Genomic DNA, 19,414 nt, shown 5'->3' on the forward strand with positions numbered 1-19,414 from the left:
GTGTGGTCGGCGAGCGGCGGGTCCCTGAGGGGGCCCGCCGCTTTCTGTTCGTGGCCAGCCGTGGCGCGCCTGGGCCGACCCGCCAACTGCGGGCCGTGCGACGCGCATCGGGGTAGTCCCCTACGGGCAGCTTGGGGGTTCCGCTGGAACCCTCAGGAGGGTTGCTGCGTTTACCGTGGAGAAGGCGGCGAGATCAGCCCGTGCGGAAGACGGGGAGCTCGGCGCCCTCGGCAGGAAACCGCGCTGTCCCGCACCACCCCCGCACCACCCCGCACCGCCGCAGACCGATTCGCCGGGCCGAAGGAGAAGCATCGTGGAAGCCGTGATCGCAGTGGTCGCGCTGCTCTTCGTGCTGTTCCTGGCATTGGGAGCGTATGCGGTGGTCAAGGCGGTCGGAGCGGCCCGGCGTGGCATGGACCGCACGATCACGCAGGCCCGCCGCACGGTGGAGGACACCACCCTGCGCGCGCGGACCTTCGCCCAGCCCGGCGCCGTCGGCGAGCTGGCCCAGCTGCGACTGCGACTGCGCACCTCCATGCGGGCCACCCAGGACTCGCTGCGCGCGGGCGTCGCCGAGGACTCCTCGCTGCACGAGTCCCTGGCGCTCTTCCAGCGCCTGAGCGCCCACGGCCACGAGCTGGACGACGAGCTCAAGCGCCTGGAGCGGGAGCCCGACCGGATCGAGCTCAGCCAGCGCCTGCCCGCCCTGAAGGAGCGCACCGAGCAGATCGTCAAGGCCGCCGACTCACTCCGCTGGGCGGCCCGCGACCGCGCCCACAAGTTCGCGGACGACGACCTGGACCTGCTCAGCGAGCAGATCGACATGGAAGCGGGCGCGCTGCGGCACTGGACGGCCGGCCCGTCCGACGACCAGCCCCTCACCTCGTGGTCCGACCCCGCGACGACCTCGCAGACCGACCAGGCGAAGACCGGGTCCGGCACCGCGGCGGCCGACCTGAACAAGCCGTCCCGGCCCCAGGCGTCCGACCGCGCGGCCGAGGAAGACCGCGCCTCCCAGGAGCCGACCAGACCCGCCATCACCCCGCCGGCACCGCAGCCGACGTACCCCTGGCAGAAGAAGCCCAAGCCCGAGAGCACCACCTGACCCGCAGGGCCCGCCCCCAGGACCACGGCCCGCACCTCCCGCATGCCCGAGGCCCCGTCGGGGCACCTCGCCCCCGTCGCCCGCGTGCAGGGGTCGGACTGCCGCACCCGGGTTCCTGCGGGTAATCTCCAGCTCATGTCCCGCCATGTCGCGATCGTCACCGATTCAACGGCCTACTTGCCGCAGCGGACGATGGAGCGGCACGACATCACCGCGGTGCCGCTGACGGTCGTACTCGGCAATCAGGCACTCGAAGAGGGCACCGAGATCTCCGCCCGCTCGCTCGCGCTGGCCCTGCAGAAGCGCCACCCCGTGACCACCTCGCGCCCCAGCCCCGAGCTGTTCGCCCAGACCTACCGCAAGGTCGCGGAGGCGGGCGCCACCGGCATCGTCTCGCTCCACCTGTCGGCGGAGTTCTCCGGAACGTACGACGCCGCCGTCCTCGCCGCCCGCGAGGCGCCCGTGCCGGTCCGCGTCGTCGACACCGGCATGGTCGCCATGGCCCTCGGCTTCTGCGCCCTCGCCGCGGCCGAGACCACCGACTCGGGCGGCACGATGGACGAGGCGGTGTCGGCCGCGGAGAAGCGGGCCGCGGCGACGTCCGCGTACTTCTACGTCGACACCCTCGACTATCTGCGCCGCGGCGGCCGCATCGGCGCGGCCCAGGCGCTCCTGGGTTCCGCGCTCGCCGTGAAACCGCTGCTCGCGCTGGACGACGGCCGTATCGAGATGCTGGAGAAGGTCCGCACGGCGTCGAAGGCGATCGCCCGGCTGGAGGAGATCGTGATCGAGCGGGCCGGGGCGCACGACGTGGACATCGCCGTGCACCACCTCGCGGCGCCCGAGCGCGCGGCGACTCTCGCGGACCGCCTCCGAGACCGCGTCCCGGGCCTCGTCGACCTGCACGTCAGCGAGGTGGGCGCGGTGATCGGGGCGCACACCGGGCCCGGACTGCTCGGGGCTGTGGTGTCGCCTCGGTGAGGTCCGGCTCCCGCTTCTGCGCGGGTGAGGTTCGCTCGTGCGGGTGACGAAGTTATCCACAACTGCCGGGTAATCCCCGGGAATTGAGCAAGATCAACAAGTTCCCGTGGCGGTGCCTAGCGTTCTCGGCATGGGACTTCGATCAGGTTCAGAGACGGTGCGGGGCGGCCCGGGGCAGGCGCCGGGCCCGGACGGGCGTGCGCAAGAACACCGCGTCGCCGTGGGGCAGGCGACACGACGCCATGCTCGGCGCCGGGCCCGACGCAGGCGCGCGGCGGCGGAGGCCATGCGGCTGCGGGCCGAGGCGCTCTTCGCCGAGCCGGGCGTGAGGGGAGGAGGACGGGGGCGCGCTCCGACGCGGCCTGTGGGGCCGGTGGGATCTGTTGTGCCTGCTACGCCTGTTGTGCCTGTGGGGTCTGAGCGGGGATTGCGTCGAACTCCCGCTTGGGTTGGGGGCATTGGTGGCGCTGGCGGTGTTGGTGGTGCGGGCGCTGTGGACGCGGCGAGCCCGGGCCAGGTGGGCCGGGAGAACCCTGCGGGCGAGCCGGACGCGGTGGATGAGGGTTCCGGGGCCGATGCCCGGGCGGAGCCGTCGTGGCGGGTGCGGGCCGGGCTCGCCGTGCGGGAGAGGCTGCCGCTCTGGCTTCGGCTGCGGTGCGGCCTGGAGCGGCGGAGCGTCATCGCGCTCGGCCTGGTCCTGATCGTGGCGGCGGTCTTCGCGGCGCAGCACTTCTGGGCCGGGCGGACGCAGCCGGTCCGGGCGCCGGACGTGGTGGGCGAGGCGGCGGGGCCCGGCGGCGAGCCAGGGCCGTCCCCTTCGCCGGGGACGCCGCCCGCGCCCGACGGGGAACTGCCGCAGAGCACTCCGGGCGACGCCACTGGCGCGGGGAGCGGCGCGGGCGCGGCGGCAGGCGTCGTCGTGGACGTCAGGGGCAAGGTCCGCAGCCCCGGTGTGCAACGACTGCCGGGAGGCTCCCGCGTGGCCGACGCGCTGCGGGCGGCGGGCGGGGTCCGCCCCGGCACGAAGACGGAAGGGCTCAACCGCGCCCGGCTGCTCATCGACGGCGAGCAGATCGTGGTGGGCGGCCCCGCCCCACCGGAAGCGGGCCCCGCGCCGACCGCCCCACCGGGCTCCGGCCCCGGAGCGACGGCAGGAGGCACAACGGCCGGACCGGCAGGCGGCGTCGGTGCGGCGGCGGGACCCGTGGGGCTCAACACCGCCACCGTCGAGCAACTGGACACCCTGCCTGGGGTCGGCCCGGTCCTGGCGCAGCACATCATCGACTACCGCACGGAGCACGGGGGATTCCGCTCGGTCGACGAACTCCGGGAAGTGAACGGCATCGGTGAGAAGCGGTTCGCCGATCTGCAGAACCTTGTGCGGCCATGAGGCGCTCGGAGTCGGGGACGGGGCGTGCGGGGACGAGGGGCACCGGGACGAGAGGGGCGGGGACGAGGGGCACCGGGATGAGAGGCGCGGGGACGTTCATGAGGCGGCGGGCGGCTGGCCCCGGGCCTGATCCCAGCCTCGGCCCCAGCGCACCCGACCTGCATCAGGACGACCCTGCCGACCCGCGCCAGGGTGTCCCCGCCGACCCGCCCCAGGAGGGCCCCGCCGACCTTCGCCTCGTGCCACCCGCCCTCGCGGCCTGGGCCGCGGCGGCCCTCGCGTTGGACGCCCCACCCCGAGTGGTGGTCGGCGCGGTCGTGGTGTGCGTGGTGGTGGCCGGAGTGCTGCTGGTGACGTGGACCGCGTGGGGGTGCGGGGGCGGGCAGGCCCGTGCAGGGGGTGCCCGCGCCCGGACGGGAGGGCGTGTCCCGCCCCGGAGACGGGGCCGCTTCGCGTGGGGTCGGGTGAGCGTGGCCGCGATCCTGCTGTGCGCCGCGGCGTCGGCTGCCTCGGCCGGGCTGCACGGGGCGGACCTGCACCGGGGCCCGGTGCCCGAGCTCGCGGAGCGGTACGCCGAGGTGACGGCGGAGGTGAAGGTGACGTCGGACCCACGCCGTACGCGTCCCCGGGTGACCGGAGACCGCGCGGCTCCGCCGTCCATCGTGCTGAACGGGGAGGTCGTCCGCGTCAAGGAGGCCGACGGTACGACGAGCGGGACGCGGGCGCCGGTGCTGGTCATCGTGCGAGAGGAGGGGAGGGACGAGAGGGCGACAGGTGCAGGGGAGGCAGTGGCAGACGGACGCGCCGGGGACACGGCCGCGCGGCCGCGAGGGTCGCCGTGGCTGGACCTGTTGCCGTCCACGCGGCTGCTGGTGCGCGGGAGCCTCGCGGTGCCGTGGTCGGACAGCGAGCGGATCGCGGCCGTGCTGCGGGTGCCCGAGGGGCGGGCGCCGCAGGTGGTCGGGGCGCCGTCGGCGACACAGCGGTTCGCGGGGGACCTGCGGGCAGGGCTGAGGGAGGCGACGGACGGGCTGCCGGATGATGCCCGCGCGCTGTTGCCGGGGCTGGTGATCGGGGACACCTCGCGGGTGCCGCCGGACCTGGACCAGGCGTTCCGCGCGACCGACCTCACCCATCTCCTCGCGGTGAGCGGTGCGAACCTCACCATCGTCCTGGCCTTGCTCATCGGACCGCCAGGGACGGCCCACCGTGCGGAACGACGGGGGCTCGCCCCGAGGTTGGGCATCCCGCTGCGCACGACGGCGTTGCTCGGCGGCGGGCTGACGCTCGGGTTCGTCATCGTGTGCAGACCGGAGCCGAGTGTGCTGCGGGCGGCGGCCTGTGGGCTGATCGTGCTGCTGGCCATCGGCACGGGGCGGCGCAGATCGCTGCTGCCCGCGCTGGCCGCCGCGGTGCTGCTCCTTGTGCTGTACGACCCTTGGCTGTCGCGGAGTTACGGCTTCCTGTTGTCCGTGCTTGCGACGGGGGCGTTGCTGACGCTGGCGCCGAGGTGGAGTGCGGCGATGCAGCGGCGTGGGATGCCGGGGCGGGCGGCCGAGGCGCTGGCGGCCGCGGCGGCGGCGCAGGCGGTGTGTGCGCCGGTCGTGGCGGTGCTCGCGGCGCGGGTGAGCCTGGTCGCGGTGCCGTGCAACCTGCTCGCGGAGTTCGCTGTGGCGCCTGCCACCGTGCTGGGGTTCGCGGCGCTCGCGGTGGCGCCGGTGGCGATGCCGGTGGCCAAGGTGCTCGCGTGGTGCGCGAGTTGGCCGGTGGGATGGATCGCGGGGATCGCCCGGACGGGGGCGGCGCTGCCGGGGAACGGGATCGACTGGCCGGGCAGTTGGAGCGGGGCGCTGCTGCTCGTGCTCGTCACCGTCGTCGTGGTCCTGGCCTGCCGCAGGCTCGCCCGGCACCCGTGGCTGAGTGCGGGTTGCGTGCTGCTGCTCCTGCTGGCGGTCGTTCAACCCCCGCCCCTCGCCCGGGTCATCGCGGGCTGGCCGCCGCCGGGGTGGCGGCTTGTGATGTGCGATGTGGGGCAAGGGGACGCGACCGTGCTCGCGGCGGGCGGGGGTGCCGGGGTGGTCGTCGACGCGGGGCCTGATCCCGTGCTCGTCGACCGGTGTCTGCGCTCGCTCGGTGTCACACGGGTGCCGTTGGTGCTCCTGACGCACTTTCACGCGGATCATGTGGCGGGGCTGCCCGGGGTGCTGCGGGGGCGGTCGGTGGGGGCGATCCAGACGACGGGGTTCCAGGAGCCGCCGGGGCAGGCCGAGTTCGTGCGCAGGGAGGCGGCGGCGCGGGGGATTCCCCTGACGCGGGCCGTCGCCGGGGAGCGGAGACGGGCCGGGCCGCTGGAGTGGCGGGTGCTCTGGCCGCCGCCCGGCCCGGGGGCACGGCCGGAGGGGCCGAACGACGCCAGCGTCACCCTCCTCGTGCGGGTCGCGGGGCTCACCCTGCTCCTGCTGGGCGACCTGGAACCACCGGCCCAGCGGGCACTGTTGCGCACCCCGGCGGGCGCCGCGCTGTCGCGGGTGGACGTCCTGAAGGTCGCGCATCACGGGTCGGCGTACCAAGATGCGTTGCTGTTGCGACGGGTGGGGCCGCGGCTCGCGCTGGTGTCGTGCGGCGAGGACAACCCGTACGGACACCCCTCGCCCCGGACGGTCGCGGCGCTGCGGGCCGGGGGTGCGCAGGTGCTGCGGACGGACACGAGCGGGGCCATCGCGGTGACAGGAGGGCGGGCCGGGGCGGGGGCGGAGCCACCGGGGCAGGGTCTAGGTGCGGGTGCGGGTGCGGGTGCGGATGGGGGCAGGGGTGAGGGCGGGGTGGTCGAGCTGGGGGTGACTACACGCAGGTGAGGGGTGGGGGTGGAGGGGGCGGGGGTGCCTCGGGACGTGACGGTTGGCGGTGCGTCAGGCGAATAGGCTTGCTCACCGCAGGAGGCGGAATCAGGGGGTATGGGTGGAACGGATCACTGAGGACCAGTTCGTGCGGCTGGTGGGTTTCGTGTCGGCGCGGATCCCCGATACGGCCCCGCTTCAAGGCGAAGCGCGCCGCACGGCCGCGGCCCTGCGGCTGGCCGCGCAGAAGCAGATCGCGGCGGTGATCTTCCATCGGAGCTCTCCGGCCGAGCAGGCAGGGGAGACGGAGCTGCACGCGGTGGCCTCGTGGAACCTCCTGGTCGCGTTCGCGCGGATCTGGGACGACCACCCGGAGTTCCCCGCCGGCGCAGCCGTGGAGACCTTCGACTTCGACTGCGCGTCGCCCCTCTCGCCGGCCGCGCACCGCGACTCGCTGGGTGAGTGATCTCAAGGCGCCGGTCGCGGCGGTGTGTGGGGTGGCGCGGGAGGGGAGGCGAAGTGAGGCGGCGCGGGAGGGGAGGCGAAGTGGGGCGGAACTGTTAATTGGGGTCAGTGGGACAGTGCGGGTGCTCCGGTCAATTCCACAATGTTCTTGCTGAAGTGGTTGCGTTTGCATCGAATGCCGCAACGGTGATCGAATGCCTTTTCGTTGCAGGTGTTGTCAAGGTGTGCGGGGTGTGTCGCAGTGTTCGGCCGTTGGCTGGGAAACCGTTGGGGCCGGGACGGGCGGTCCGGGCCGCTGTCGGCGATGACGGTGCCGACCGGCGCGGGGGTGCTCAGCTGCCGGGTGCTCGATCCCGTCAATGAGGCGGTGCAGCACGCGGAGCTGTCGGTCAGCGACACCATGGGCCGCAAGATCGTCGGTGGTGGGACGGATCCGTTCGGGTCGTTCGTCGCGACGGTTCCGGCGGGGGAGTACCGGCTCGCGGTGTCGGCGGAGGGGTTCACGCCGTACCGGGCGAACGTCACGGTGGGCGAGGGCGCGCACGCGTCGATGGGGGACGTGACGCTGCAGATCGCACAGCTCCCGGGGCTGCCGGAGTCCGGGGACTGGGACATCGACCCGCTGCACTCCTCGATCGCGTTCACGGCGCGGCACATCGGGCTCGCGCGGATCCACGGCCGGTTCAACACGTTCGCGGGGGCGATACGTCTGGCCGACCGGATGGAGGACTCCGCGATGCACGTCGTGATCGACGCGTCCTCCATCGACACGGCCGTCAAGATGCGCGACGACCATCTGCGGTCGGGTGACTTCCTGGACGTGGCGCGGTTTCCGACGATGGAGTTCTACAGCGACAAGTTCGTGCACAAGGGCGGTGCGCGGTGGGCGATCACGGGCGCGCTGTCGCTGCACGGTGTGACGCGGACGGTCACCCTGGACACGGAGTACCTGGGGGTCGGGCACGGGCTCGAGGGCGAGACGCGGGCCGCGTGCCGGGCGACGACCGAGCTGCACCGCGACGACTTCACGATCACGTGGCAGACGATGCTCGCCCGGGGGATCGCGGCGGTCGGCGCCAGCATCACCATCGAGCTGGACATCCAGGTCCTGCCCAAGGCCTGAGCCTCGGCTAGGGCGCCTCCAGCCAGCCCTCGAACTCGGCTGCCAGCGCGTCCAGTTCCGCCGGGTCCAGACGGCGCTCGGGGTCCTCGACGACCACCAGCCACTGGGCGTCCTCGGCGTCGTCCTCGCCGGCCAGCGCGTCCCGGACGAGCTGGGGTTCGTCGGGGACGCCGAAGCGGTCGGGGAGTTCTTCGGCGAGCTGCTCGGCGGCGTCGCGGTCGGGCAGCACCAGGACATGTCGTACGTCGGTCACCTGCCCATTCTCCGATACGGCGACGTCGGGCCGTGCCCCGCGTCCGGTCCGGCGGTCCTGGGCCCGGCCCTTGGCTCCCTCCCCGGCCGCGCCCGCCGGACGCCGCCTCGGCCTGAGGTGTCAGTGCTGCGTGGGATGCTTGACCGCGATGGCCAGGAAGAACGCAAACGACAATCCGCTCGCTCCTGTCACGGTCGCCGTGGGGCAGGAGGATCTGCTGCTCGACCGCGCCGTGCAGGAGGTCGTCGCCGCCGCGCGGGCCGCGGACGCCGACACCGATGTCCGTGACCTCACGCCCGACCAGCTGGCGCCCGGCACCCTCGCCGAGCTGACCAGCCCCTCGCTGTTCGCCGAGCGCAAGGTCGTCGTCGTACGCAATGCGCAGGACCTGTCGGCGGACACGGTCAAGGACGTGAAGGGGTATCTGGGGGCGCCCGTCGAGGAGATCACCCTGGTGCTGCTGCACGCGGGCGGCGCCAAGGGCAAGGGGCTGCTCGACGCCGCACGCAAGGCGGGGGCGCGGGAGGTGGCCTGCCCGAAGATGACCAAGCCCGCGGACCGGCTGTCCTTCGCGCGGGGTGAGTTCCGGGCGCTCGGGCGGTCGGCGACGCCGGAGGCGTGCCAGGCCCTGGTCGACGCCATCGGCAGTGATCTGCGGGAGCTGGCGTCCGCCGTGGCGCAGCTCGTCGCGGACGTCGAGGGCACGATCGACGAGGCGGTCGTCGGGCGGTACTACACGGGGCGGGCGGAGGCGTCCAGCTTCACCGTGGCCGACCGGGCCGTGGAGGGAAGGGCGGCGGAGGCCCTGGAGGCGCTGCGCTGGTCCCTGGCGACCGGTGTCGCGCCCGTGATGATCACCTCGGCGTTGGCGCAGGGGGTGCGGGCCATCGGGAAGCTGTCGTCCGCGCGGGGTGGGCGGCCCGCTGATCTCGCTCGTGAGCTGGGGATGCCGCCGTGGAAGATCGATCGGGTGCGGCAGCAGATGCGGGGGTGGACGCCGGAGGGGGTCGCTGTGGCGCTTCGGGCCTGTGCGGAGGCTGACGCGGGCGTCAAGGGGGGCGGGGACGATCCCGCGTACGCCTTGGAGAAGGCTGTCGTCGCCGTTGCGCGGGCTGCTCGGCTTCGTCGGGGGTAGGGTTTTTCGTCCTCTCGGGGGGGAGGGCTTTCATCCTCCGGAGGGTGGGGTGGGCTTTTGTCCTCTGGAGGGGTGGGGTGGGCTGGCACCGCCGGGACGGTTTGTTCGGGGTGCTCGCCGTTGCGGCGGATTTTTCTTTCCCCAAGCCCGCCCCTTCCCGAAACCGGGGCTCCGCCCCGGACCCCGACCCCGGATCTTGACCCCGGACCCCAGAAACCCGGACCCCGACCCCCCGGACCGAGACCCCCGCACCCCCAGAAACCCGAAAAGCCCCGCACGCCGTCCTGGGGAAGGACAGTGCACGGGGCCTTCGGTCAAGCTCAAGCTCTTCAAGATCCACACCCGCGTGGCGAACGCAGGCCGCGTGTGGATCGGGGTGCCGGTCGGGAGCGGATGAGAGAGGGCCCGCTCTGGTCCTCCCGGCGGTTACATCACTGGTCGGCCTTAGAGGGACGCGGCCTTCGAAGCAAGCGCCGACTTCTTGTTGGCGGCCTGGTTCTTGTGGATGACGCCCTTGGAGACGGCCTTGTCGAGCTGGCGCGAAGCCTCGCGGGTCAGCTCGGTCGCCTTCTGGGTGTCACCGGAGGCAACGGCCTCGCGGGCCTTGCGGATCGCGGTCTTCAGCGAGGACTTGACGGCCTTGTTGCGCTGGCGCGCCTTCTCGTTGGTCTTGTTCCGCTTGATCTGGGACTTGATGTTCGCCACGAAAGAGCCTTCTCAGGTTCAGGTACTGCTGATTTCTCTGACATGTGCCTCGTGGCCGAGAGGGCTGAGAGACACAGCTGCCCACGTTACCAGCCGCCCCGCGACCGGCCCAAACCGATCCTCGCGGCCCACCCGTGGGACGATGGAGGCTACGTATCGATCCGACCCGAGGCATAAGGCGCCTCAAGAGACAGGACCCTGCGTGCCCGCGACCCCTAAGAATGTGCCCGCGCCGAGCCGTACCGACCCGGCTCTGATCCGCAATTTCTGCATCATCGCGCACATCGACCACGGCAAGTCCACGCTCGCCGACCGCATGCTGCAGCTGACCGGCGTGGTCGAGCAGCGTCAGATGCGCGCCCAGTACCTCGACCGCATGGACATCGAGCGCGAGCGCGGTATCACGATCAAGTCCCAGGCCGTGCGTCTGCCCTGGGCCCCGACCGAGGGCCCCGACCAGGGCACGACGCACATCCTGAACATGATCGACACCCCCGGCCACGTGGACTTCACCTATGAAGTCTCCCGTTCGCTCGCGGCCTGCGAGGGCACGGTCCTCCTGGTCGACGCGGCCCAGGGCATCGAGGCGCAGACCCTCGCCAACCTGTATCTGGCGATGGAGAACGACCTCAAGATCGTTCCGGTGCTCAACAAGATCGACCTGCCGGCGGCCCAGCCCGAGAAGTTCTCCGAGGAGCTGGCCAACCTCATCGGCTGCGACCCGGACGACGTCCTGAAGGTCTCCGCGAAGACCGGGCTCGGGGTGGAGGCGCTGCTCGACAAGGTCGTCGCCGAGGTCCCGCCGCCGGTCGGCGTCAAGGACGCGCCCGCCCGCGCGATGATCTTCGACTCGGTGTACGACTCGTACCGGGGCGTGGTGACGTACGTACGAGTCGTCGACGGCCAGCTCAACAAGCGTGAGCGGATCCGGATGATGTCGACGGGCGCGACCCACGAGCTCCTGGAGATCGGGACGAACTCGCCCGAGATGCTCGCCGCCGACGGGCTCGGCGTGGGCGAGGTGGGCTATCTCATCACCGGTGTGAAGGACGTCCGCCAGTCCAAGGTCGGTGACACGATCACCTCCCTGCACAAGGGCGCCACGGAGCCGCTCGGCGGCTACAAGGACCCCAAGCCCATGGTCTTCTCGGGGCTCTATCCGCTGGACGGCTCGGACTACCCGGAGCTGCGCGACGCCCTGGACAAGCTGCAGCTCAACGACGCCGCGCTGGTGTACGAGCCGGAGACATCCGCCGCGCTCGGCTTCGGCTTCCGCGTCGGCTTCCTCGGCCTGCTGCACCTGGACGTGATCCGGGAGCGCCTCGAGCGCGAGTTCGGGCTCGACCTGATCGCCACGGCCCCCAACGTGGTCTACCGCGTGATCATGGAGGACGGCACCGAGCACGTCGTCACCAACCCGAGCGAGTTCCCCGAGGGCAAGATCGACGAGGTGTACGAGCCCGTCGTGCGGGCGACCATCCTCGCCCCGTCCGAGTTCATCGGCTCGATCATGGAGCTGTGCCAGAACCGGCGCGGCACGCTGCTCGGCATGGACTACCTGTCCGAGGACCGCGTCGAGATCCGGTACACGCTGCCGCTCGCGGAGATCGTCTTCGACTTCTTCGACCAGCTGAAGTCCAAGACGCGCGGGTACGCCTCGCTGGACTACGAGCCCACGGGCGAGCAGTCCGCGCAGCTCGTCAAGGTCGACATCCTGCTGCACGGCGACAAGGTCGACGCCTTCTCGGCGATCACGCACAAGGACGCGGCGTACGCGTACGGCGTGCGGCTCGTCGCCAAGCTGCGCGAGCTGATCCCGCGGCAGGCCTTCGAGGTGCCCGTGCAGGCCGCCATCGGCTCCCGGGTCATCGCCCGCGAGACCATCCGCGCCATCCGCAAGGACGTGCTCGCGAAGTGCTACGGCGGTGACATCTCGCGTAAGCGCAAGCTGCTCGAGAAGCAGAAGGAAGGCAAGAAGCGGATGAAGATGGTCGGCTCCGTGGAGGTCCCGCAGGAGGCCTTCATCGCGGTGCTGTCCAGCGACGAGGGCTCCGGCAAGAAGAAGTAGCCCAGCGCCCCGGCGCCCGCGCGCGTCGTTCCGCGTCGTACACAGAGCACCTGTCCGCCTGGCGGGCAGGTGCTCTGTGGGTTCACCGCCGGTGAAGCTGTAGGAAGTGACAGGCTGCAGCCCCTTACGCACATGGCGTCCGGCCTTTACTCTGATCACTGCTCGTAGGTTACTCGCAAGTTAAACAAGTGCCCGGAGGGGCACGGGAGCGCAGCGACCGCAGCCATGCAGCTAGTAGAAACGCACCGTCAGGACGCACCGTCGCGGGCCCGGAGGATGTCGTGAGCGACACACAGACCTTGATCGAGAACCGTCCGCCTTCCGTGGCGCACCTCTTCCTGGAACGGGTCGCGGCCACACCCGACGCCGAGGCCTACCGCTATCCCGTCCCGGCCGCCTCGGGCGAGGGGCCGGACGACTGGCGGGCCCTGAGCTGGGCGGGGGCCTCCGAGCGGGTCTTCGCCATCGCGGCCGGCCTCGTCGACCTGGGCCTGAACCCCGAGGACCGGGTGGCCCTCGCCTCCGCGACCCGCGTCGAGTGGATCCTCGCCGACCTGGGCATCCTGTGCGCCGGGGCGGCCACGACGACGGTGTATCCGCAGACCAACGCCGAGGAGTCGGCGTTCATCCTCGGTGACTCCGGCAGCCGCGTCCTGATCGCGGACAACGTCGAGCAGCTGGCGAAGGCGCGGGCGCAGCGGGCGAACCTGCCCGAGCTGAAGCATGTCGTGGTGATCGACGCCGAGGGCGTCGAGCCCGCGGCGGACGACCCCGAGGGCTGGGTGCTCACGCTGGCCGACCTCGAGGCCCGCGGCGCCGCCTATCTGGAGAAGAACCCGCAGGTGGTCAAGGAGCGGATCGACGCGATCAGGCCCGATCACCTCGCGACCATCATCTATACGTCGGGGACCACGGGCCGTCCCAAGGGCGTGCGGCTGCCGCAGGACAACTGGTCGTACATGGCGAAGGCCATCGCGGCGACGGGGCTGCTCACGGCCGACGACGTGCAGTACCTGTGGCTGCCGCTCGCGCACGTCTTCGGCAAGGTGCTGACCAGCGGACAGATCGAACTCGGACACGTCACGGCCGTCGACGGTCGCGTGGACAAGATCATCGAGAATCTGCCGGTGGTGCAGCCGACGTACATGGCCGCCGTGCCGCGCATCTTCGAGAAGGTCTACAACGGCGTCGCGGCCAAGGCGCGGGCCGGTGGCGGCGCGAAGTACAAGATCTTCCAGTGGGCGGCGGAGGTCGCCCGGGAGTACGCGAAGACCAGCCAGGACAACTTCCGCAGGACCGGGGTGGCCTCGGTGCCGTTCGGGCTCGGCGCCAAGCACACGGTCGCCGACAAGCTCGTCTACGGCAAGCTGCGGGAGGCCTTCGGCGGGCGGCTGCGGGCCGCGGTGTCCGGGTCGGCGGCGCTCGCGCCCGAGATCGGGTACTTCTTCGCGGGCGCCGGCATCCACATCCTGGAGGGCTACGGGCTCACCGAGACCTCCGCCGCGTCCTTCGTGAACCCCGGTGAGGCCTACCGCACCGGCACCGTCGGCAAGCCGCTGCCCGGCACCGAGGTGCGGATCGCGGACGACGGCGAGATCCTGCTGCGCAGCCCCGGTGTGATGGAGGGCTACCACGGTCAGCCCGAGAAGACCGCCGAGGTCCTGGAGTCGGACGGCTGGTTCCACACCGGCGACATCGGGGAGCTGTCCCCGGACGGCTATCTGCGCATCACCGACCGCAAGAAGGACCTGATCAAGACCTCCGGCGGCAAGTACATCGCGCCCGCCGAGGTCGAGGGCCAGTTCAAGGCCGTCTGTCCGTACGTCTCGAACATCCTCGTGCACGGCGCCGACCGGAACTTCTGCACCGCGCTCATCGCCCTCGACGAGCCGTCCCTCATGGGCTGGGCCGAGGAGAACGGCCTCGGCGGCAAGTCCTACGCCGAGGTGATCGCGGCCCCGGCGACGGTCACGCTCATCGAGGGCTACGTGAAGCAGCTCAATGACGGCCTGCAGCGCTGGCAGACCGTCAAGAAGTTCAAGCTGCTTCCCCGCGACCTCGACGTCGAGCACGGCGAGCTGACGCCCAGCCTGAAGCTGAAGCGGCCGGTCGTGGAGCGCGAGTACAAGGCGCTGATCGAGGAGATGTACGCGGGCTCGCGCGAGGCGTGAGCGTCCGCGGGCGCGTGCCGACGCACGCGCCCGCGGGGGCGGGCGGGGCCCCGGTGTTCACACGCCCCGCCCGCGCCGCATCTCCCGCAGCAGTTCCTCCATGTGCGTCACGTGGTGGCGCAGTTCCAGTACGTCGGTCAGGCTGCTCGCCGCCATATGTCGCTCGATCGCGGAGAGCCGTTCGGACAGTTCCTCGAACTGCACCTGCTCGCGCGCCAGCATGCGTTCCAACTGCTGGTTCTTGCGGTGCAGTTCGAGGAAGACGGTGACCTTGGCGCGCAGCACCCAGGGGTCGAAGGGCTTGGTGAGGTAGTCCGCCGCGCCGGTCGCGTAGCCGCGGAAGGCGTAACCCGCGTCGTTGTCCGTGCCGGTCAGGAAGATGATCGGCACGTCCTTCGTCTGGTCGAGGCGTTTGATGTTGGACGCGGTTTCGAAGCCGTCCATGCCCGGCATCCGTACGTCCAGGAGGATCACGGCGAACCGTTGCCTCAGAAGGGCCTTCATCGCCTCCTCACCGGAGCGGGCCCGCACGAGTGGCTCGTTGAGGGAGCCCAGGACCGCCTCCAGGGCCATCAGGTTGTCCTCCATGTCGTCGACCAGGAGGATGCTGGCGCGGTTGTCGGTCGGCGCCTCTGTACTCATGGTGACAAGAGCCTCACTCAGTCGTGGGCGGCGCGGCAGGCTCCCCCTGCGTACCGGCCTGCTCCGGGTCAACGGATTCAGTGGGTTCCGTGGGTTCCGTGGGTTCTGTGGGGTCGACGAGGTCGGCCTGGTCGATAGGGGCGACGAGATCGACGAGGCCGACGGGGTCGACGGGGTCGGGTTCGAGCCGGTCCTCGGCGGGCGTCGTCGGTTGCTCCGGGTCGGCGGGGTCCTCGATGGCCACGTTGGCCTGCTTGTAGAACGAGGCGCCTTCGGGGTCCAGGAGCGCGCAGACGGCCATGAGCAGTTGGTCCACGTCCACCGGCTTCGGTACGTAGTCGGTGGCGCCCTGCGAGATGGCCTTCTCGCGGTCCCCGGGCATCGCCTTCGCGGTGAGGGCGACGATCGGCAGGCCGGTCCAGCGCGGGGTGCGGCGGATGGCCGCGATGGTCTCGTACCCGTCCATCTCCGGCATCATGATGTCCATCAGGATCAGGTCGGTGTCGGGGTTGCGCTCCAGGGTCTCGATGCCCTCGCGGCCGTTCTCGGCGTAGAGCACCACCAGGCCCACGCGGCTGAGGACATGGGTCAGGGCGAAGACGTTGCGGATGTCGTCGTCGACGATGAGCACCCGCCGGCCCGGCAGTATCCGGCCCGCCCGCCCCTCCTTCCACACCTCCAGCTTGGTCGGCGCCGGCCAGTTGTCGTCGGTGTCCGGCAGGGTGTGCGCGGTCGAGGTGGTCTCGTCCTGCGGGACCGGGGCGGGCACGGTGCGCGCGGAGGCGTACGCCGCGGCCGCCGCGCCGTGGCCGGGGTGCACCACGGGCACGTACAGCGTGAAGGTGGAGCCCTCGCCGGGCCTGCTCTCGGCGGTGATGCGGCCGCCGAGCAGACCGGCGATCTCGCGGCTGATGGACAGGCCGAGGCCGGTGCCGCCGTACTTGCGGTTGGTGGTGCCGTCGACCTGCTGGAACGCCTCGAAGATCACCGGGAGCTGCTCGGGCGGGATGCCGATGCCGGTGTCCTGCACGGCGAAGCTGATCAGGTCGCCCCGGTCGCTCAGGAGCGGGTCGGGGGAGTCCGTGACGTGTTGCACGCGCAGCTCGATGCGGCCGTTCGCGGTGAACTTGACCGCGTTCGACAGCAGGTTGCGCAGGATCTGCTGGAGCCGCTGCTCGTCGGAGAACATCTCCCTCGGCACGTTGTGGCCGACCGTGACGTCGAAGGCGAGGCCGCGGTCGATGGTGAGCGGCCGGAACGTGGCGTGCACATAGTCCAGGACCTTGATCAGCGGGAGCTTCTTCGGGCGTACGTCCATGCGCCCGGCCTCGATCTTCGACAGGTCGAGGATGTCGTTGATGAGCTGGAGCAGGTCGGAGCCCGAGCGGTGGATGGTGGTCGCGAACTGCACCTCCTGGTCGGAGAGATGGCTGTCGGGGTTGTCGGAGAGCAGCCGGGCCAGGATCAGCAGGGAGTTCAGCGGGGTGCGCAGCTCGTGCGACATGTTCGCCAGGAACTCCGACTTGTACTGCGAGGACGTGGCGAGCAGGGCCGCCTTCTCCTCCAGCTCGGCGTTGGAGCGGCGCAGCTCGGCCTGCTGGCGCTGGAGTTCGTCCGAGCGCTCCTGCAACTGGATGGCGAGCCGCTGGGACTCGCTGAGCAGGGACTCCGTACGCGAGTTGGCGATGATGGTGTTGATGGCGACGCCGATGGTGTTCACGAACTGGTCGAAGAACGCCAGGTGGACGTCGGAGAAGCGGGAGAACGTGGCCAGCTCGATGACGCCGAGCAGCTTGTCCTCGAACAGGATCGGGATGATGACGACACTGGCCGGTGAGGCGTCCCCGAGCCCCGAATGGATCTTGATGTAGTCGGGCGGCACCTCGTCGAGGAGGATGCGCTTCTTCTCCAGGGCCGCCTGCCGCACCAGGCCGTGCGCGGGCATGCCCCCGGTGTCGACGAGGAACCCTTCCTCCTCGGTCGCGCTGCCCTGCGCGGAGCCGTACCCGGCGATGAAGGCGAGGCCCTTGGCGGGCGAGGCCTGCAGCGGCGCGGTGCCCTCCGCGTCCGGGTCGGCCAGGAAGAACGCGCCGTACCCTGCGTTCACCAGCGGGGTCAGCTCGCGCAGGATGAGGTCGGCGACCTCCATCAGGTCCCGGTGGCCCTGCATCAGACCGGCCAGGCGGGCGAGGTTGGACTCCAGCCAGTCCTTGGCGCGGGTGGTCTCCCTGAGGTTGGACACCATCAGGTTGATGTTGTCCTTCAGCTCGGCGACCTCGCCCCGGGTCTCCACGGTGATGGAGCGGGACATGTCGCCCTGCGCCACCGCGGAGGCGACCTCGGCGATCGCGCGGACCTGGGTGGTCAGGTTCAGCGCCAGCTCGTTCACGTTCGTGGTCAGGCGCTTCCAGGTGCCGTACACGCCCTCGACCCGGGCCTGACCGCCGAGCTGCCCCTCCGAACCCACCTCGCGGGCCACGCGGGTGACCTCCGAGGAGAACGACGACAGCGTGTCCACCATCGTGTTGATGGTGGTCTTCAGCTCCAGGATCTCGCCGCGCGCGTCCACGTCGATCTTCTTCGACAGGTCGCCCTGCGCCACGGCCGTGGCGACCTGCGCGATGTTGCGGACCTGACCGGTGAGGTTGTCCGCCATGTAGTTGACGTTGTCGGTGAGGTCCTTCCACACGCCCGAGACGCCGAGGACCTGGGCGCGGCCGCCCAGCCTGCCGTCCGTGCCCACCTCACGGGCCACCCGGGTGACCTCGTCCGCGAAGGCGCGCAGCTGCTCCACCATCGTGTTGACGGTGTCCTTCAGCTCCAGGATCTCGCCGCGCGCCGTCACCGTGATCATCTTCGACAGGTCGCCGTTGGCGACGGCGGTGGTGACCTGCGCGATGTTGCGCACCTGGGAGGTGAGGTTCGACGCCATGAAGTTGACGTTGTCCGTCAGCTCCTTCCAGACGCCGCTGACGCCCCGCACCTGCGCCTGACCGCCGAGGTTGCCCTCGGTGCCGACCTCGCGGGCGACGCGGGTGACCTCGTCGGCGAACGCGGAGAGCTGGTCGACCATCGTGTTGATCGTCGACTTCAGCTCCAGGATCTCGCCCTTGGCCTCCACCGTGATCTTCTTCGACAGGTCGCCCTGGGCGACGGCCGTCGACACCAGGGCGATGTTGCGGACCTGCGAAGTGAGGTTGTCCGCCATGAAGTTGACGTTGTCGGTGAGGTCCTTCCAGACGCCCGACACGCCGCGCACATGGGCGCGGCCGCCGAGGTTGCCCTCGGTGCCGACCTCGCGGGCGACGCGGGTGACCTCGTCGGCGAACGCGGAGAGCTGGTCGACCATCGTGTTGACGGTGTCCTTCAGCTCCAGGATCTCGCCGCGCGCGTCCACGGTGATCTTCTGGCTCAGGTCGCCGTTGGCGACGGCGGTGGTGACCTGCGCGATGTTGCGCACCTGGGAGGTGAGGTTGGACGCCATGAAGTTGACGTTGTCGGTGAGGTCCTTCCACACCCCGGACACGCCCCGGGCCTGCGCCCGGCCGCCGAGCCGCCCCTCCGTGCCCACCTCACGGGCGACACGCGTCACCTCCGCCGCGAAGGCGGAGAGCTGCTCGACCATCGTGTTCACGGTGAGCTTCAGCTCGAGCAGCTCGCCGGTGGCCTCGACGGTGACCGTGCGCGTCAGGTCGCCCTGCGCGACGGCCGTGGTGACAAGCGCGATGTCGCGGACCTGTGCGGTCAGCCGCGAGGCCATCGTGTTCACGGCCTCCGTCACGTCCCGCCAGCTTCCGGACAGGCCGCGGACCTTGGCGCGGCCGCCGAGCCGCCCCTCCGTGCCGACCTCGCGGGCCACCCGCGTCACTTCGCCCGTGAAGAGTGACAACTGGTCGACCATCGTGTTGACGGCACGGCCCAGGCGCCGCAGGTCGCCGCGCAGCTCCCGGGACCCGTCGTGCAGGTCGACGCGCTGGGTGAGGTCGCCGCCCGCGACGGCGTTCAGGACGCGGGTCGCGTTCGTGGCGGGTGCGACCAGCGAGTCCAGGAGGGAGTTCACCTCGATGATCCGGTTGGCCCAGCTGCCCTGCCCCGGGCTCGCCGTGAACCGCGTGTCGAGGCGGCCGTGCCGGACCATCTCCCTGCGTACGCGCAGCAGCTCGCCGTCGAAGTGCGTGGAGCGGTCCACCAGTTCGTTGAACACCGTGACCAGCTCGGCGACCAGGCCCGAGCTGGTGTGCGGGGCCTTGGTGAACTTGCCGTCGCGGGCGGCCCGCATGGCGGCGAGCAGGCCGCGCAGATCGGCGGCGGTCGTGCCCGACGGGTCGCCGAGGATCGCCTCGGGGGCGAAGACGGGGCCCGGGTCCGGCGCGCGGGTGGGCTTGGGCGGGCGCTTGGGCGACCGCCTGGCCGGAGCCGCGGGTGGCGCTCCGGCCGGAGCGGGGACCTTGTGGGCGGGCGCCTGGCCGGGCGGGGCCGGCTCCCCGGCCGGGGACGGGATCTTGGCGCGGACGGAGCGCCCGGGGCGCTGCTCGGCCG

Annotated in this window: 13 protein-coding genes; 9 read left to right on the top strand and 4 right to left on the bottom strand. The window is 71.3% G+C overall.

Annotated features, from left to right (window positions below):
* The first annotated feature begins 313 nt into the window (after positions 1–313).
* The 6 genes from ACFVHO_RS31470 (at position 314) to ACFVHO_RS31495 (ending at position 7,901) form a co-directional block, all read left to right on the top strand.
* Positions 314–1,105 (top strand): hypothetical protein, encoded by a 792-nt coding sequence (locus ACFVHO_RS31470; RefSeq protein WP_385722053.1) that lies wholly within the window; start codon positions 314–316, stop codon positions 1,103–1,105.
* Positions 1,106–1,240: 135 nt separating this feature from the next.
* Positions 1,241–2,086, top strand: coding sequence for a DegV family protein (locus ACFVHO_RS31475; RefSeq protein WP_385722056.1), 846 nt, complete (start codon positions 1,241–1,243; stop codon positions 2,084–2,086).
* Positions 2,087–2,216: 130 nt separating this feature from the next.
* Positions 2,217–3,476, top strand: coding sequence for a helix-hairpin-helix domain-containing protein (locus ACFVHO_RS31480; RefSeq protein WP_385722058.1), 1,260 nt, complete (start codon positions 2,217–2,219; stop codon positions 3,474–3,476).
* A 98-nt stretch (positions 3,477–3,574) separates the two neighbouring features.
* A complete protein-coding gene (locus tag ACFVHO_RS31485) occupies positions 3,575–6,331 on the top strand; it encodes a ComEC/Rec2 family competence protein (RefSeq protein WP_385722061.1) in 2,757 nt (918 codons plus the stop codon).
* A gap of 103 nt (positions 6,332–6,434) precedes the next feature.
* The gene (locus ACFVHO_RS31490; protein WP_385722064.1) at positions 6,435–6,779 is read left to right on the top strand and encodes a hypothetical protein; all 345 of its coding nucleotides are present in this window, start codon (positions 6,435–6,437) and stop codon (positions 6,777–6,779) included.
* Between the two features lie 240 nt (positions 6,780–7,019).
* The gene (locus tag ACFVHO_RS31495; protein ID WP_385722067.1) at positions 7,020–7,901 is read left to right on the top strand and encodes a YceI family protein; all 882 of its coding nucleotides are present in this window, start codon (positions 7,020–7,022) and stop codon (positions 7,899–7,901) included.
* A gap of 7 nt (positions 7,902–7,908) precedes the next feature.
* Here ACFVHO_RS31495 and ACFVHO_RS31500 read toward each other — a convergent pair whose 3' ends face one another.
* Complete coding sequence (locus tag ACFVHO_RS31500; protein WP_289950884.1) at positions 7,909–8,154, bottom strand: hypothetical protein; 246 nt, start codon at positions 8,152–8,154, stop codon at positions 7,909–7,911.
* Positions 8,155–8,302: 148 nt separating this feature from the next.
* Here ACFVHO_RS31500 and holA point away from each other — a divergent pair, with 148 nt between their 5' ends.
* Positions 8,303–9,289 (top strand): DNA polymerase III subunit delta, encoded by a 987-nt coding sequence (holA, locus tag ACFVHO_RS31505; RefSeq protein WP_385722070.1) that lies wholly within the window; start codon positions 8,303–8,305, stop codon positions 9,287–9,289.
* Between the two features lie 444 nt (positions 9,290–9,733).
* Here holA and rpsT read toward each other — a convergent pair whose 3' ends face one another.
* Positions 9,734–9,994, bottom strand: a complete 261-nt coding sequence (gene rpsT, locus ACFVHO_RS31510) for a 30S ribosomal protein S20 (RefSeq protein WP_030357727.1) — start codon at positions 9,992–9,994, stop codon at positions 9,734–9,736.
* 202 nt (positions 9,995–10,196) lie between these two features.
* Here rpsT and lepA point away from each other — a divergent pair, with 202 nt between their 5' ends.
* Positions 10,197–12,062 carry a translation elongation factor 4 gene (lepA, locus tag ACFVHO_RS31515; RefSeq protein WP_385722073.1) on the top strand — a complete coding sequence of 622 codons (1,866 nt, stop codon included), beginning with the start codon at positions 10,197–10,199 and terminating at the stop codon, positions 12,060–12,062.
* 281 nt (positions 12,063–12,343) lie between these two features.
* Entirely contained in the window at positions 12,344–14,233 is a 1,890-nt protein-coding gene (locus tag ACFVHO_RS31520) for an AMP-dependent synthetase/ligase (RefSeq protein WP_385722076.1), read from the top strand.
* A gap of 57 nt (positions 14,234–14,290) precedes the next feature.
* Here ACFVHO_RS31520 and ACFVHO_RS31525 read toward each other — a convergent pair whose 3' ends face one another.
* Both ACFVHO_RS31525 and ACFVHO_RS31530 read right to left on the bottom strand, forming a co-directional pair.
* The gene (locus tag ACFVHO_RS31525) at positions 14,291–14,875 is read right to left on the bottom strand and encodes a two-component system response regulator (RefSeq protein WP_385722079.1); all 585 of its coding nucleotides are present in this window, start codon (positions 14,873–14,875) and stop codon (positions 14,291–14,293) included.
* 13 nt (positions 14,876–14,888) lie between these two features.
* The gene (locus ACFVHO_RS31530; protein WP_385722183.1) at positions 14,889–19,154 is read right to left on the bottom strand and encodes a HAMP domain-containing protein; all 4,266 of its coding nucleotides are present in this window, start codon (positions 19,152–19,154) and stop codon (positions 14,889–14,891) included.
* Positions 19,155–19,414: the final 260 nt, after the last annotated feature.

It is taken from the genome of Streptomyces sp. NPDC127108, assembly GCF_042677545.1.
In the GTDB taxonomy this organism is placed as follows: domain Bacteria; phylum Actinomycetota; class Actinomycetes; order Streptomycetales; family Streptomycetaceae; genus Streptomyces.

Bases quoted from the DNA above. Each gene is read 5' to 3' on its own strand.
- ACFVHO_RS31475 (WP_385722056.1), top strand. From the start codon at position 1,241: ATGTCCCGCCATGTCGCGATCGTCACCGATTCAACGGCCTACTTGCCG.
- ACFVHO_RS31480 (WP_385722058.1), top strand. From the start codon at position 2,217: ATGGGACTTCGATCAGGTTCAGAGACGGTGCGGGGCGGCCCGGGGCAG.
- ACFVHO_RS31485 (WP_385722061.1), top strand. From the start codon at position 3,575: ATGAGGCGGCGGGCGGCTGGCCCCGGGCCTGATCCCAGCCTCGGCCCC.
- holA (WP_385722070.1), top strand. From the start codon at position 8,303: ATGGCCAGGAAGAACGCAAACGACAATCCGCTCGCTCCTGTCACGGTC.
- ACFVHO_RS31525 (WP_385722079.1), bottom strand. From the start codon at position 14,875: ATGAGTACAGAGGCGCCGACCGACAACCGCGCCAGCATCCTCCTGGTC.
- ACFVHO_RS31530 (WP_385722183.1), bottom strand. From the start codon at position 19,154: ATGCGGGCCGCCCGCGACGGCAAGTTCACCAAGGCCCCGCACACCAGC.